The following is a 13,663-nucleotide window of genomic DNA, read 5'->3' on the forward strand; positions in this document are numbered from 1 at the left end:
GAATGTGAACATGGGACGGTTGGCGGGCAAGGTCGCGGTGATCAGCGGCGGAGCGCGAGGGATGGGCGCGGCACACGCGCGCCGGTTCGTCGCCGAGGGCGCGTCGGTGGTGCTCGGTGACGTGCTCGACGACGAAGGGGCTGTCGTCGCCAAGGAGCTCGGGGACGCCGCGATCTACCAGCATCTGGATGTGCGCGAGCCCGAGCAGTGGGCCGCGGTCGTCGCGGCGGCGGTCGAGACGTTCGGCGGGCTGCACGTGCTGGTGAACAACGCGGGGATCGTCAACGGGAATCTGCTGGTCGACTTCGCGCTGGAGGAGTGGCAGCGGATCATCGACATCAACCTGACCGGAACGTTCCTCGGCATGCAGGCCGCGGTGCCCGCAATGACCGACGGTGGCTCGATCGTTAACATCTCCTCGGTCGAGGGCATGCGCGGCAGCCCGGGGCTGCATGGTTACACCGCAACGAAATTCGCGGTGCGTGGTCTCACCAAGTCGGCGGCGCTGGAGCTCGCCGCGCAGGGGATCCGGGTGAACTCGGTGCATCCCGGCCTGATCAGTACGCCGATGACCGAGGGGATTCCGGCGGACTTCCTGCAGATTCCGGTGAAGCGGGCGGCCGAACCCGACGAGGTGTCGGCGCTGGTCGCCTACCTGGCCTCGGACGAGTCGTCGTATTCGACGGGCGCTGAATTCGTCGTCGACGGCGGGCTCACCGTCGGGGTGCCGCACAAGAGTTTCTGAGCGGTCGGGCGTGAGGATGGGACGGCTCGCTCCCATCCTCCGCGACGTTTACCGCCCTCGTGCGGGAAGGCTCGGTCAGGTCAGGCGGCGGATGTCGCCGCGGACACGGTAGAAGCCGCCGCGGGCCGATTCGGTGACGGCGTCGACGACATAGCGGGTGCCCGCCTGGCGGATGTCGCGGGGGAACTGGACGTTCCAGCCACGCTCGTAGCCGGGGCTGACGACGTGCACGCGCAGGGAGCCGCCGTGTTCGACGCATTCGACGACGATGCCGCTGCCCGCGTCGGTGGTGACCTCGACGGTGCTGGAGGCGGTGACGGCGGAGATCTCGGGCGCCTTGACCGAGACGGTGCTGGGGAGCACGCCCTGGTCGGCGTCGCGGACGGCGGACTCGCTCACATCGAGGCAGGCCAGCGCGCCGGAGGTGGTGACCAGGTACAGCTTCTCGTCGTGGTACTGCATGGAGTAGGCCGAGCCGCAGCCGGTGGCCAGTTTCCACAGGCGGGTGCCGGTGGCGTCGAAGCAGTAGACCGAGGAGTGCGAGTCGCCGGCGAAGACGTAGCGGCCGTCGGGGGAGGCGGCGCAGGAGAAGACGGCGGCGTCGCACTGGTAGGCGCGGGTGGTGACGCCCTGCTTGGTGATCTCCTCGACGCGGTTGGCTCCGGTGCCCGCGTAGACGTCGGAGGTCTCCTGCCAGCCGAACAGGACCGAGCCGTGGGTGGGCGAATGCCATTGGGTGGCACCGGTTTCCAGGTGGTACTTGGTGACGCCGTTGCTGTGGCCGTGGTAGACGCCGGTGGAGTCGAGGCGCACCATCCAGCCGGATGAGCCGGTGCTGCGGGCCGACCACAGGGATTCCTCCTCGTGGTCGATGACGGTCAGGCCGCCCGCGGCGTCGGAGGCGGCGAGGATGCCGTCGTGGATGTCGAGCCAGTAGACGTCGGTGGCCGAGACGTCGTAGGCGGCGCGCGGGACCTTGCCCGACAGGTCGTAGACGCGGCCGTCGTCGCAGCCCGCGTAGATCCAGAAGTCGTCGGCCACCAGGCATTTCACGCCGTCGGGCAGCTGGTAGCGGTTGGTCACCACGCCCTCGGGGGTGAGGGTGTAGACCTCGCCGTTCTCGTTGCCGACCCAGCAGCGCTGCTCGTCGACGAAGATGCCGAACGCGGAGGCGCCGGAGTCGAAGCGCCACAGGACCGGGGCGCTCTTGGCGGTCGAGCGCTGGCTGGTGATCACGCGGCGGGTCACCGCGCGGCGCTGGCGCGCACCCATCACGGCGGGCGCATAGCCCTTGCGGACCTTCTCGCCGATCTTCTTCTGCGCGGCCGACTTCGCCTTCTCCGCCGTGGCGAACGAGCTCGCCTTGGACTGACCCTGTTCGCCGATCCGGCCGAAGCGGATGTTCACCTGGGTGCCGGTGACGATCACCTCGTAGAACTTGTGCGAGGAACCGGTGTCGTCGGACAGTTCCAGGTAGGTGGTTTCGGCGGTCGTCATGGATCCTCGCTGAGCTCGTGCGGTGTGTCGAACGAGCGAAAAGTAGCAAGGCACACCGACATTGCGGAGAACCCCGCGATAGCCCGCGCATTCACGCAGGTCGCGGGGGTCCGCACCGACTGGCGGAAATCAGCGGCGCTGGCCAGGCGCGGGGTGTCGAGCGGGTTCCAGCGGATCCATCGGTGTTCCGCTCGACGTTGCCGTCGCGGACTGCCCCAGTGCGAAGACGATGGCGGCTTTGCTCAGTTCGTCCCGAAGTTCGGGATCCTCGACTCTGGTCAGCAGAGTCCGGGCGTGCAGGAAGGGTGGCGGACTCCGTCCCGGTATCTCGTTCGACGTGCGCGACGGTCAGTGGAGACGCCGGAACGAACACCGTCGGAGTCGCTCTGTGTCGGCTGTCTGACGCCATGCCCGTTCCCATGGCTCGTCGTCCGAGACACCCACGGCGCGGACCAGTTGGAGCAACTCGCGTTTCGACAGCGGCATCTCTCCGCGGTCGAGCTGCGCGAAGTCGACGCGTCCGGATTGCTCGGTGGCACTGTGGTCGCGGAGTAGTCGGACGTGCTCGTGGATGGTCAGGTCTGAGCTAGGTGAGGATGTCGACAAGCTGGTCCGTGGCCTGTATCAGCCAGTCGGGGTCGTGGTGTCGGCGCCCCCAGAGAGCGGCCTTGATCGCGCGGACATGTGCCCAGCGCCGGGCACGGTCTCGGTCGATGTCTGCCGCGTCGCAGAACAGGTCCAGGCCGCGTGACAGACCCGGTTCGGGGTCCGGTGCGAACAGCAAGGGCGCGAAGCGGATGCTGCGGATCACGGTGATCGTGTCGTAGGCCCGGTCACCGACGTAACCTTTCGGATCGATCGCGAGCCAGGGTTCGCGCCCACCCGGCAGGACGTTGGCGTCGTGGAGGTCGCCATGTACCAGGGTGTCGGGTTGGTCCGGGCCGAGCTCCCGCAGGGTCGCTATGGCCGCATCCAGGGCACGGCGTGGCAGCGGATCACCGAGTTCAGCCGCGGTGGAGAGAATCTCGCTTTCCCACTCGGCAACCAGGTCGCCGAGTCTCGGCAAACCCGCCGGTGCCTCCACAGCGAGGCGTCGAGACAACTGGCCCAGCGTGCTGACAGCCTGGTCGAAGTCGGTGACATCGGCCAGCGTTCCGCGCCCGGCCCGTTCCAGCAGCATGGCGAAACGTTCATCGTCGCGGTCGTAGATGTGGACCGCTCCGCGGCCGTTCCAGGCACTGAACGCGTCCGGTTCGTAGACGTTGCCCGGATGCGGGAACGACACCTTGACGACCGCGGGAGGTAGGTCTGGATGGAGTACCGGCACAACGATCCCGACGCATCCGTGCAGAACCGGTCCGTCCGGCACACAGTTCCAGCGTTGCAGGAGTTCATCGACCAAGCCCGGAAGCGCTGCTATCCATCTCCTACCGGGATCTCCTTCCCGGAGAACGGTCTCGCGGGCGAAACTATCGGGAATCTCGATCACGTCCCGACTGTAGGCGCGTCCGGCTCGGTCGCGACGGGAAGATTCACCCGGGTCTCGGGGGTCGGGTTTGCTTACATGCCCGCGACGTCGAGCAGCGGTGGGGGATAGACGGTGTGGGGGATCTCGGCGCGCCAGGGGCGGTGGATGGTGGGGCCTTCGAGGTGGGCCAGTTCGGGGAGCCAGGTGCGGACGTAGGTGCCGTCGGGGTCGTAGCGGTCGGCTTGACGGAGGGGGTTGAGGACGCGGTTGGGGCGGGTGTCGGTGCCTGTGCCCGCGGCCCATTGCCAGTTGAGCTGGTTGTTGGCGAGGTCGGCGTCGACGAGCCAGTGCAGGAAGTGGGCCGCGCCGATGCGCCAGTCCAGGCGTAGGGATTTGGCGAAGAAGGAGGCGGTGATCAGGCGGGCGCGGCCGGGGAGCCAGCCGTCGGTGACAAGCTGGCGCATGGCGGCGTCGATGATCGGGTAGCCGGTTCGGCCTTCTTTCCAGGCGGCGACGGCGTCGGGGTCGGTGCGCACGGCGAACGGGCCGGGGCGGTAGCTGGTCCAGGCGGTGTCGGGGCGGGCCGACAGCAGCTGGTGGTGGAAGTCGCGCCAGGCGAGCTGGCGGGCGAAGGCGTGGCCGCCCGCGTCGGACAGGTCGGTGCGATGCACGATCTCGACGGGGGACAGGCAGCCGAAGTGCAGGTGCGGCGAGAGGTGGGAGGTGGCGTCGGCGGCGAGGTCGTCGTTGCGGTCGGCGTAGTCCTCGATCGGGCCCGCGAGCCACTTGCGGAGCAGGGCCCGGCCGCTGATCTCGCCGCCTCGCGGGCAGTTCGGGGACGGCTCGCCGGTCGACAGGTCGCCGGGTGCCGGCAGGGGTTCGCTCGCCACGTCGGGAACCGACAGGCTGCGCGGAGTGCCGAGTGGGTGGCGCTGGTGGGCGTCGACCCAGCGGCGGAAGTAGGGGGTGAACACGGCGTAGTGGTCGCGGCCGGTGGCGGGGGTGAGGACGGCGGGGTCGGCCGCGGTGACGACCGCGCTGTGGGTGCGCACCGCGCAGCCTGTTCCGGCGAGGCGGTCGCGCAGGGCCTGTTCGCGGCGGGTGGCGAAGGCGCTGACGTCCTCGGCGAGATGCACCACGCTCGCGCCTGTTTCGTCGACGAGCCGGGCGAGTTCGTCGGTCACCTCGCCGCGGCGCACCACGAGCCGGCCGCCGATGCCGCGCAGGCGTTCGTCGAGTTCGGCCAGCGCGGTGGCGAGGAAGACGGCGCGATTGGGCGGACAGCGGTCAGGGACGATGCGGTCGTCGACGACGAAGACCGGGATCACGGCGTCGCTCTCGCGGTGGGCGGCGGTGAGGACCGGGTTGTCGGCGGTGCGCAGGTCGCGGGTGAACAGCGCGATCGAGACGCTCATCGGGCGCACACCGGGGTGATGTCGGAGCGGCCGCCCGCGGTCGGGGTGGTCAGGTAGACACAGGTGTTCTGGCCTGTGGCCACGATCGCGGCGTCGATGTCGTTCCAGGTGGCGGCGTCGACGGCGGGGGTGCGGGACAGGACGAAGCCGGACAGGCGGCTGGGGTCTGTGACGACCGCCCACGAGTAGTCAGGACCGAGGGCGGTGACGATGTAGTTGGGGGCGCCGGTGCGCTGATCCTGGCCGGGCACACCGGGGAAGGAGACGTGCAGCTGGGCGCTGGTGACGGGATCGGTCACCGTCGCGGTGCCCCGGATCTCGTTGGTGCCGCCCGACCAGGTGCGGCAGCGGTTGTAGACGCCGACGTCACCGGCGTCGTCGAGGGTGTAGGTGGCGGTGGTGTCGCCGGCGCAGTCGAGGCTGAACGGGGCCGGGATCGCGGCCAGTTGATGCCAGACGCCCAGATATCGCTCGACGTCGAGCGACGGGACCGGCGCCGGGGGCGCGGCGGAGGCGGCAGCCGGCACCAGTGCCACGGCGGCCATCGCCGCGCAGGCGAGCAGCGGCAGGCGGAGCGGAACGGAGGAACGGGCGATACGCACGAGAACTCCTCGGATCGTTGGTACTGACAGACTACCAATAAACGATGCATAATCGATTCATCCGGCGAGAGGAGTTCCCGATGAAACGGGAGTGGCCGTTCCGTCTGCTCGGGCTGGCGACCGCCGCCTATGGCGTGAGTGTGGCCGCCCGCCCCGAGGTGCTGCTGCGGCCGTGCGGTTGGGAGACCGACCGGCCGGGCAGCCGGGCGCTGGCCCGCATGGTCGGTTGCCGGGACGCGATCTCCGGCGCGGCCATGGTGCTCGCGCCGGACGCCCGCGTCGCCCGGGCCGCGGCGGGGGTGCGCATCGCGGCCGACCTCACCGACGCGGTGGTCCTCGGCGCGGCCGTCGATCCACGTCTGCGGCGCACCGCGATCGCGGTGCCGCTGGTCTGGGGCCTGATCGGGGTGGGGAGCACGGCACTGGCGTGGCCGTGGCGACCCGCCGCCACCCGGCCGTGACACGCGGGCGGGGCGGCGTCGGTCAGAATGGAGCGATGCCCGCCGGTTCCGCCCCTGTCTCCGACGCGGCCGGGTATACGGTGCGCGCTGTCGCGGATCGTCTCGGCATCCCGACGGCCACCTTGCGCAGCTGGAATCGCCGCTACGCCATCGGGCCCGCGCAAGACCGTCCCGGCCGGCATCGGCTCTACACCGAAGCCGATATCGCCCTGCTCGAACGCATGCTGACGCTGATCCGCGACGGCGCGAGCCCGGCGGGCGCCGCGGCGGCCGCGCGGGGGCCCGCGGTGCTGGCGGGCAACCGCGCCGAGCTGCTCGACGCCGCGTTCGCGCTGGACTCCTCGACTTCGGTCGGCCTGGTCGAGGCGCACGTGCGCGCCTACGGCGTGATCCGGACCTGGGACGAGCTGTGCCGTCCCGCCTTCGCCGACATCGTGGCGCGCCAGGGCGTTGGGGAGAACTGCATCGATGTCGAGCACCTGCTGTCGTGGTCGATCGCGGCGGTGATGCAGCGGGTGCCGACCGCGCCGGCGGTCGCCGATCGGACCGTCGTCCTCGCCTGTACCGGCGGTGAGACCCACTCGCTTCCGCTGGAAGTGCTGCGCGCGGCGCTGGCCGAGCAGGGGGTGGGCGCCCGGATGCTGGGCGCCGATGTGCCGACCGTCGCGCTGGTCGGCGCGCTGGCCCGGCCCGGGGGCCCGACCTCGCTGCTGCTGTGGTCGCAGCGGGAATCGACCGCGCTGACCTCGGCCGTGCTGGCCGGTCTCGACGCGGGCGCGCGGGTCTGCGTCGGCGGCCCCGGGTGGGACGCGGCGCTGCTGCCGCCCGCGGTCGCGCGGATCGCCTCGCTCGACGGTGCCGTCGAGACATTGCGCTGACTGCTGGCCGCTGCGCACCAAACGATGCATAATTGATTCAATTCGGGTGGATCGACCACCCGTAGTCCGGGGACGACCGGAGGAATCGCATGAACGCATCGAACGGGCATCGACGGGTCGCGGTGATCGGCAGCGGAGTCGCCGGGCTGACCGCCGCCTGGGTGCTCGCCCGCTCGGCCGAGGTCACGCTCTACGAGGCACAGGGCCGCCTCGGCGGGCACGCCGACACGCACCGCGTGGTCGCGGGCAACGGTGAAACCCTCGGCGTTGACACCGGGTTCATCGTGCACAACGACCGCACCTACCCGACGCTGCGGCGGCTGTTCGGCGAACTCGGCATCGCCACCGGAGAGACCGACATGAGCCTGTCGGTGCGCTGCGACGGCTGCGGGCTCGAATACGCCGGAGCGCGCGGGCTGCCGGGACTGTTCCCGCGTCCCGGGCAGCTGGTCCGGGGGCGATATCTGCGGCTGCTCGCCGAGGTGCCGCGATTCCACCGCCTGGCCCGCGCCGAACTCGCCACGGCCGCGGCGACCGAACGCACGGTGGCCGAGTTCCTGGCCGACGCCGGATTCTCCGCCTACTTCCGCACCCACTTCCTGGCGCCGCTCATCGCGGCGGTCTGGTCCTGCGATCCACGCACCGCGCTGCGCTATCCGGCCCGCTACCTGTTCACCTTCCTCGACCATCACGGCATGCTGACGGTGTTCGGCTCACCCACCTGGCGCACGGTCACCGGGGGATCGGCGACCTACGTCGCGGCGGTCGCCGAACGCCTGCACCGGGTCCAGGTCGCCACCCCGGTGCGGGCGCTGCACCGGCATCCGGACGGGGTCACCATCCGCACCGCCGACGACGGCGTCGACGAGTTCGACGCCGCGGTGGTCGCGACCCATCCGCACGAGGCATTGACCCTGCTCGCCGAGCCGACCGCCGCCGAACGCGACATCCTCTCGGCGATGCCCTACTCGGTGAATCACACGGTCCTGCACACCGATTCCCGCCTGCTGCCGCGCGCCGCCAGTGCTCGCGCGTCCTGGAACTACCGCCTGCCCGCCTGCGCCGCCGAACCCGACCGCGTCCTGGTCACCTACGACCTCACCAGGCTCCAGCGTCTCGACGACACCGGCGACCGGCGCTTCCTGGTCACCCTGGGCGACGGCGACCGGATCGATCCCGGCGCGGTGCTGGACACCATGACCTACGAACACCCGCTCTACACCCCGGAATCGGTGGCCGCCCGCGCCCGTACCGGGGAACTCGGCTGCGCGCGCACAGCTTTCGCGGGCGCCTATCACGGGTGGGGTTTCCACGAGGACGGCGCGCTGTCCGGACTGCGCGCCGCCGAGCGGCTGGGCGGGTGCTGGACGGGACCGGTGCCCGAGCTGGTGGCGGCCTCGTGACCGCGCGCCTGATCCGCACCGACATCCGGCACGCCCGGCTGTCGCCGATCCGGCACGCCTTCCGCTATCGCGGGCACAGCTGGCTCGTCGATCTGGACCGGCTGCCCCGGTTGCCGTGGTGGCTGCGCCCGTTCGCGGGCTTCGACGCGGGCGACCACCTGGGCGAACGCGGCGGCTCGCTGCGGGCCGCCGTCGACGGATACCTGGCGACCCAGGGCATCGACCTGCGGGGCGGGCGGGTGCTCATGCTGACCGGCGCGCGATCCGTCGGGTACGCCTTCGATCCGCTCACCCTGTACTGGTGCCGCGATCGCACCGGCGCGCCGGTGTGCGTGATCGCCGAGGTGCGCAACACCTATGGCGGCGCGCACCGCTACCTGCTGCGGCCCGACGAGAACGGCCATGTCCGGGTCGGCAAGGAGTTCTACGTCTCGCCGTTCAACCCGGTGGCGGGCGAGTACCGGCTGCGCGTACCCGAGCCGGATTCCGTGCTGCGGGTATCGATCACGCTGGTGACCGACCGGCCGATCTTCGTCGCCACCGTCGCGGGCCGGTGCGTGCCCGCCACCACCGGCGCGATCGTGCGCGCCGTGCTGACCGATCCGATTCCGCCGCTGCTCGTGGCCGCGCGTATCCGCTGGCAGGGCGTGCTGCTCTGGGTGCGGGGACTGCCGGTCGTGCCGCGTCCGGTGGCCGTGCCCGAGGAGGCGCTCCGATGACGACCGTGGACACCACCGCGAATACCGCTGTGCCGGAGCGGGATCGGTGGCCCGACCTGGCGGTGCCGCGCGGCCTGCGGGCGGGTGTGTCGGCGATGGCCGTGGACCTGCTGATCCGCCGCCTGACCCGGCGGCTGCCGCTGGCCGTGCGCTATCCCGACGGCACCGTCGTCGGCGCGCCCACCGGGGTGCCGTGCCTGGTACTGCACCGGCCCGGCGATTTCGCCGCCCGGGTCGGTACCGCCGGGCTCATCGGTTTCGGTGAGTCGTACATGGCCGGTGACTGGGACGCGCCCGATCTCGTCGGCGTGCTGACCGTGCTCGCCGCCCACATCGACGAGCTGGTGCCGCGCCCGCTGGCCCGGTTGCGCCGTCTCTACGTCGCCGGACATCCAGCCGCCGAACGCAATTCCGAGGACAACACGCGCGGCAACATCGCCCGGCACTACGACCTGTCCAACGACTTCTTCGGGCTGTTCCTCGACGAGACCATGACCTATTCGGCCGCGTTGTTCACCGATCCGGCCGACGATCTCGCCACCGCCCAGCGCGCGAAGATCGACCGCCTGCTCGACCGCGCGAACGTGCGATCCGGCACCCGGCTGCTCGAAATCGGCACCGGCTGGGGCGAACTCGCGGTGCGGGCGGCCGAGCGCGGCGCGCGGGTGCACACCGTGACGCTGTCCACCGAACAGCAGACGGCGGCCCGGGCCCGAGTGGCGGCGGCCGGGCTGGCGGAGCGGGTGCGGGTGGACCTGCTCGACTACCGAAGGGTGCGCGGCACGTACGACGCCGTCGTCTCGGTGGAGATGATCGAGGCGGTCGGCTACGAGTACCTCGACACGTATTTCGACACCATCGGCCGGGTGCTGGCGCCGGGTGGCCGGGCCGCGATCCAGGCCATCACCATGCCGCACGAGCGCATGCTCGCCACCCGGCACACCTACACCTGGATCCAGAAGTACATCTTCCCCGGCGGATTCCTGCCGTCGGTGCGGGCCATCGAGGAATCCGTCGAGCGCGGGACGGATCTGCGTGTGCGCGAGGAGTTCTCGATGGGCGCGCAGTACGCGCGCACCCTGCGAGCGTGGCGGGAACGGTTCGAGGGCGCGCGGGCGGAGGTCGGGGCACTGGGGTTCGACGAGACGTTCGTGCGGATGTGGCGGCTGTATCTGGCGTACTCGGAGGCGGGTTTCCGGTCCGGGTATCTCGACGTCGGGCAGTTCGTCCTCGCGTGAGTTCGGTTCAGCGGCCGAGCAGATGACGCAGGGTCTGTTCGAGGTCGGGTGCACGGAAGACGTGCCCCGCCTCGGACAGCCGGGCCGGGGACACCCGCTGGCTCGCCTCGGCCAGCTCCCGCGCGCCCTGCTTGCCGAGCAGCAGCGCCGGGCCGAACGAGGGGACCGGGAGCAGGGCGGGCCGGTGCAGGACACGGGCGAGCACCTCGGTGTATTCGCTGTTGTGGACCGGATCGGGGGCGACCGCGTTGACCGGGCCCGCGAGCGAATCGTCCCAGAGCGCACGGTGATAGACGTCGAGCAGATCGTCCAGGCCGATCCAGGACAGCCACTGGGTGCCGTCGCCGATCCGGCCGCCAAGGCCCGCCGCGAACAGGGGACGCAGCAGACGCAATGTGCCGCCGGCGGGTGATTGGACGATGCCGGTGCGTATCTGCACCACCCGGCCACCGGCCGCTGCACTCGCCGCCTCCCAGCCGGTGACCACCTCGGCGAGGAAACCGTCGCCGGGATCGGCTGTCTCGGTGAGGGTCTCGTCGCCGCGGTCGTAGCCGTAGTAGCCGATGGCGGAGGCACAGACGAAGGTGCCGACGCCGCAGCGGGCCGCGGTCTCGGCCAGTGCCCGGGTCGGGCCGATCCGGCTGTCGGCGATCGCGCGGCGGTGCTCCTCGGTGAACCGGCCCGCGATCGGCGCGCCCGCCAGATGCACCACCGCGTCGACGCCGTCGAGCAGATCCGGTGCGGGATCGGCCGGGTCCCACCGGCGTTCGGCGGGATCGGCCGGCGCGTGGCGCACGAGCCGGACGACGTGGTGACCGCCGGTCGACAGGAACGCGCACAGCGCCGTGCCGACCATTCCGGTCGCGCCGCTGACCGCGATGGTGCGCGAGGTGAAGCCGCGCTCGGCGGCGCGCCGGTGGGTCGGCGAGCTGGCGGTAGCGGTAGTCGAATATCGGGCGCAGCAGGCGGGCGGGGAGTGGGGTGTCGACGCGGTCGGCCACGCGGGTGTGGGTGTCGTCGACGGCGGTGAAGTCGTGGGTGTGCCGCCACGGCAGCAGGCGCCCGACCGGTGTGGAGGCGAGGCCGTCGATCGCGGTCGCGTCGGCGAAGCGGTGGGGCGGGTCGTAGGCGGCCGGGTCGTGCCGCGCGACCCAGCGCAGGCCGCCGGGCAGGCCGAGTACGGCGGTGCCGCGGGCCAGGTCGTCGGACTCGCTGAGCAGCCGGACCGGTTGCCAGGGCGGCGCCAGGCGGGTGAACGCGCCGGGCCGGGCGAACCAGGCGAAGACCTCGTCGCGGGGTGCGGAGACAACCGTCGAACAGTCGATGCCCATAGTTCGACTGTAACCCGTCCCCCCAACGAAGTGAATCGTTTATGCATCGTTTCTGGCGGTACTATGGAGGAATGACCGCTAATGACGTGAGCAACGATGCGAAGTTCGAGCCATCGCGCGTCGATGCGCTCCTCGACCGCACTGTGCTGCCCGGATACAGCCGCCTCGGTATCGCCCTGCGCCGGCGTGCCTGGCCGGACGACGATCCACCGGCGGACGCGATGTGGGGGCGGCGGGTGGTGATCACCGGCGCCAACAGTGGGATCGGGCTGGCCATCGCCGACGGACTGGCCGAGCTCGGCGCCTCGGTCGTGCTCGCGGTCCGGAACCCGCGGCGGGGAGCGGACGCGGCGGACGGACTGCGCGAACGGCATCCCGAGGCCACGGTGACGGTGGTCGAATGCGATGTCGCCGAACCCGATTCGGTGCGGCGCTGTGCCGCCGCGCTCGGCGAGGCGCCGATCGATGTCCTCGTGCACAACGCGGGGGTGCTGTCACCGGAACGCCGGGAGACCAGCACCGGACACGAACTCACCTTCGCTACCCATGTGCTGGGTCCGTTGCTGCTGACCGAGCTGGTCCGCCCGTTGCTGGCCGCGGCACGGGGTGCCAGGGTCGTGCTCATGTCGTCGGGCGGGATGTATGCCCAGCCCTTGGCGGTCGAGGATCCGGAATACCGGCGCGGCGAATACCGGGGCGCTGCCGCGTACGCGCGCACGAAAAGGATGCAGGTCGCGCTGACCCCGCTGCTGGCCGTCGAGCTGGCCGAGGACCGGATCGGCGCGCACGCTGTGCACCCCGGGTGGGTCGACACCCCCGGTATCGCCGACGCGCTGCCCCGGTTCCGCCGGATGACCCGGCCCTTGCTGCGGACCCCGGCCGAAGGCGCCGACACGGCGGTCTGGCTCGCCGCCACCCGCACCACGCTGCCGTCCGGCCAGTTCTGGCACGATCGCCGGATCCGCCCGCTGCACCTGCGGTCCGGCACCCGCTACACCGATGCCGACGCCGTCACGCTCTGGCGTGCGTGTCGTGCGCTGATCGGGGCTCCCGGCTCGATCTGATCGCGCCGACAGCGAAGGGCGGCGGCTCCGGGAAGCCGCCGCCCTTCTCCGCGACAACGATCAGCCGAAATGGCAGACGTAGTGCAGGGTTTCGACGACCTCGATGTCGAAGGCGCTGTTGCCGGGGACCGAGAACGACTCGCCGCCGCGGAAGGTCTTCGGCTCGGTCTCGCCGGGGAGAGTCACCTTCGCCTCGCCCTCGATGAGCTCCATGATCTCCGGGGCGCCGGTGGTGAAGGTCAGGGTGGCGGGCAGGATCACGCCGACGGACTTCGAGGTGCCGTCGGGCAGCTCGATGTTGTGGCTGACGCACTTGCCGTCGAAATAGACGTTGGCCTTCTTGACGACGGAGACGTTCTCGAACTTCGACATGGGTCCTTCCATAAAGTTAGGGGAGGCTCAGTCTAACCATGCGGGTTTGCGGGCGAGGATGCGCTCGGCCTCGGCGGGATCGCGTTGTGCCAGCACCGCGAGGATGCGCTCGGCCAGTTCCGGCACACTCTTCGTGGCGGCGTTGAAGACGATGATCAAGTCAGCGTCGAAGTACTGATGGACAAGCATGTTTCGCATGCCACGCACCAGCTTCCACGGGATCTCTGGCTGTGAGTCACGGGTTGCTGGCGTCAGTGACGATGCGGCCTCGCCGATGATCGAAAGCTGGCGGATAACCCCGTCCTGGCGGAGATCGTCTTTCTGGAAATCAGCGAAGGCGAGGTTTTCGAGGTAGGAGGCGATTCGGTAATAGGCGGTGACTATGTCGGCGAGATACAGGTCTTCACGCCGCGACATGCAGATCCTTCGCCTCCGCCAGTACAGCATCGCGGATGAACCAGTGCAGGTAC

At 70.6% G+C, this 13,663-nt stretch carries 13 protein-coding genes and 1 pseudogene; 7 read left to right on the forward strand and 7 right to left on the reverse strand.

All coding sequences use genetic code 11. The annotated features are described in order from the left end of the window. The first annotated feature begins 10 nt into the window (after positions 1 to 10). A complete protein-coding gene (locus ACFWF2_RS11985; RefSeq protein ID WP_379307233.1) occupies positions 11 to 745 on the forward strand; it encodes a glucose 1-dehydrogenase in 735 nt (244 codons plus the stop codon). A gap of 75 nt (positions 746 to 820) precedes the next feature. Here the strand turns inward: ACFWF2_RS11985 and ACFWF2_RS11990 are convergent, their stop codons facing one another. The 4 genes from ACFWF2_RS11990 to ACFWF2_RS12005 form a co-directional block, all read right to left on the reverse strand. Next, a complete protein-coding gene (locus ACFWF2_RS11990) occupies positions 821 to 2,242 on the reverse strand; it encodes a WGR domain-containing protein (protein ID WP_379307235.1) in 1,422 nt (473 codons plus the stop codon). 586 nt (positions 2,243 to 2,828) lie between these two features. Then, a complete protein-coding gene (locus ACFWF2_RS11995) occupies positions 2,829 to 3,644 on the reverse strand; it encodes an aminoglycoside phosphotransferase family protein (RefSeq protein ID WP_379307237.1) in 816 nt (271 codons plus the stop codon). Positions 3,645 to 3,802: 158 nt separating this feature from the next. After that, on the reverse strand, positions 3,803 to 5,125 hold the full coding sequence (locus tag ACFWF2_RS12000) for a cryptochrome/photolyase family protein (RefSeq protein ID WP_379307239.1): 1,323 nt from the start codon (positions 5,123 to 5,125) through the stop codon (positions 3,803 to 3,805). After that, a complete protein-coding gene (locus tag ACFWF2_RS12005) occupies positions 5,122 to 5,670 on the reverse strand; it encodes a lipocalin family protein (RefSeq protein WP_379307263.1) in 549 nt (182 codons plus the stop codon). The genes ACFWF2_RS12000 and ACFWF2_RS12005 overlap by 4 nt, the downstream gene beginning before the upstream one ends. Positions 5,671 to 5,807: 137 nt before the next feature. Here ACFWF2_RS12005 and ACFWF2_RS12010 point away from each other — a divergent pair, with 137 nt between their 5' ends. From ACFWF2_RS12010 to ACFWF2_RS12030, 5 genes are all read left to right on the forward strand, one after another. Continuing rightward, positions 5,808 to 6,188, forward strand: a complete 381-nt coding sequence (locus ACFWF2_RS12010; protein WP_379307241.1) for a hypothetical protein — start codon at positions 5,808 to 5,810, stop codon at positions 6,186 to 6,188. A gap of 35 nt (positions 6,189 to 6,223) precedes the next feature. Beyond that, positions 6,224 to 7,066 (forward strand): MerR family transcriptional regulator, encoded by an 843-nt coding sequence (locus ACFWF2_RS12015; protein ID WP_379307243.1) that lies wholly within the window; start codon positions 6,224 to 6,226, stop codon positions 7,064 to 7,066. 89 nt (positions 7,067 to 7,155) lie between these two features. Beyond that, positions 7,156 to 8,469, forward strand: coding sequence for an NAD(P)/FAD-dependent oxidoreductase (locus ACFWF2_RS12020; protein ID WP_379307245.1), 1,314 nt, complete (start codon positions 7,156 to 7,158; stop codon positions 8,467 to 8,469). After that, positions 8,466 to 9,188 (forward strand): DUF1365 domain-containing protein, encoded by a 723-nt coding sequence (locus tag ACFWF2_RS12025; RefSeq protein ID WP_379307247.1) that lies wholly within the window; start codon positions 8,466 to 8,468, stop codon positions 9,186 to 9,188. Before ACFWF2_RS12020 ends, ACFWF2_RS12025 begins: the two co-directional genes overlap by 4 nt. Then, positions 9,185 to 10,426: a class I SAM-dependent methyltransferase gene (locus tag ACFWF2_RS12030; RefSeq protein ID WP_379307249.1), complete on the forward strand. Its 1,242-nt coding sequence runs from the start codon at positions 9,185 to 9,187 to the stop codon at positions 10,424 to 10,426. The genes ACFWF2_RS12025 and ACFWF2_RS12030 overlap by 4 nt, the downstream gene beginning before the upstream one ends. Positions 10,427 to 10,433: 7 nt before the next feature. Here ACFWF2_RS12030 and ACFWF2_RS12035 read toward each other — a convergent pair. Continuing rightward, positions 10,434 to 11,757: pseudogene (locus tag ACFWF2_RS12035) on the reverse strand (TIGR01777 family oxidoreductase). Between the two features lie 71 nt (positions 11,758 to 11,828). Here ACFWF2_RS12035 and ACFWF2_RS12040 point away from each other — a divergent pair. After that, positions 11,829 to 12,821, forward strand: a complete 993-nt coding sequence (locus tag ACFWF2_RS12040; protein WP_379307251.1) for an SDR family NAD(P)-dependent oxidoreductase — start codon at positions 11,829 to 11,831, stop codon at positions 12,819 to 12,821. 60 nt (positions 12,822 to 12,881) lie between these two features. Here the strand turns inward: ACFWF2_RS12040 and ACFWF2_RS12045 are convergent, their stop codons facing one another. Together ACFWF2_RS12045 and ACFWF2_RS12050 are read right to left on the reverse strand one after the other, a co-directional pair. After that, positions 12,882 to 13,193 carry a pyrimidine/purine nucleoside phosphorylase gene (locus tag ACFWF2_RS12045; protein WP_379307253.1) on the reverse strand — a complete coding sequence of 104 codons (312 nt, stop codon included), beginning with the start codon at positions 13,191 to 13,193 and terminating at the stop codon, positions 12,882 to 12,884. Between the two features lie 27 nt (positions 13,194 to 13,220). Then, positions 13,221 to 13,663, reverse strand: a 443-nt coding sequence (locus ACFWF2_RS12050; RefSeq protein WP_379307255.1) for a DUF86 domain-containing protein, incomplete at its 5' end; no start/stop codon positions are given.

Origin of the sequence: Nocardia sp. NPDC060259, from assembly GCF_042728775.1 — a bacterium.
GTDB lineage: Bacteria > Actinomycetota > Actinomycetes > Mycobacteriales > Mycobacteriaceae > Nocardia.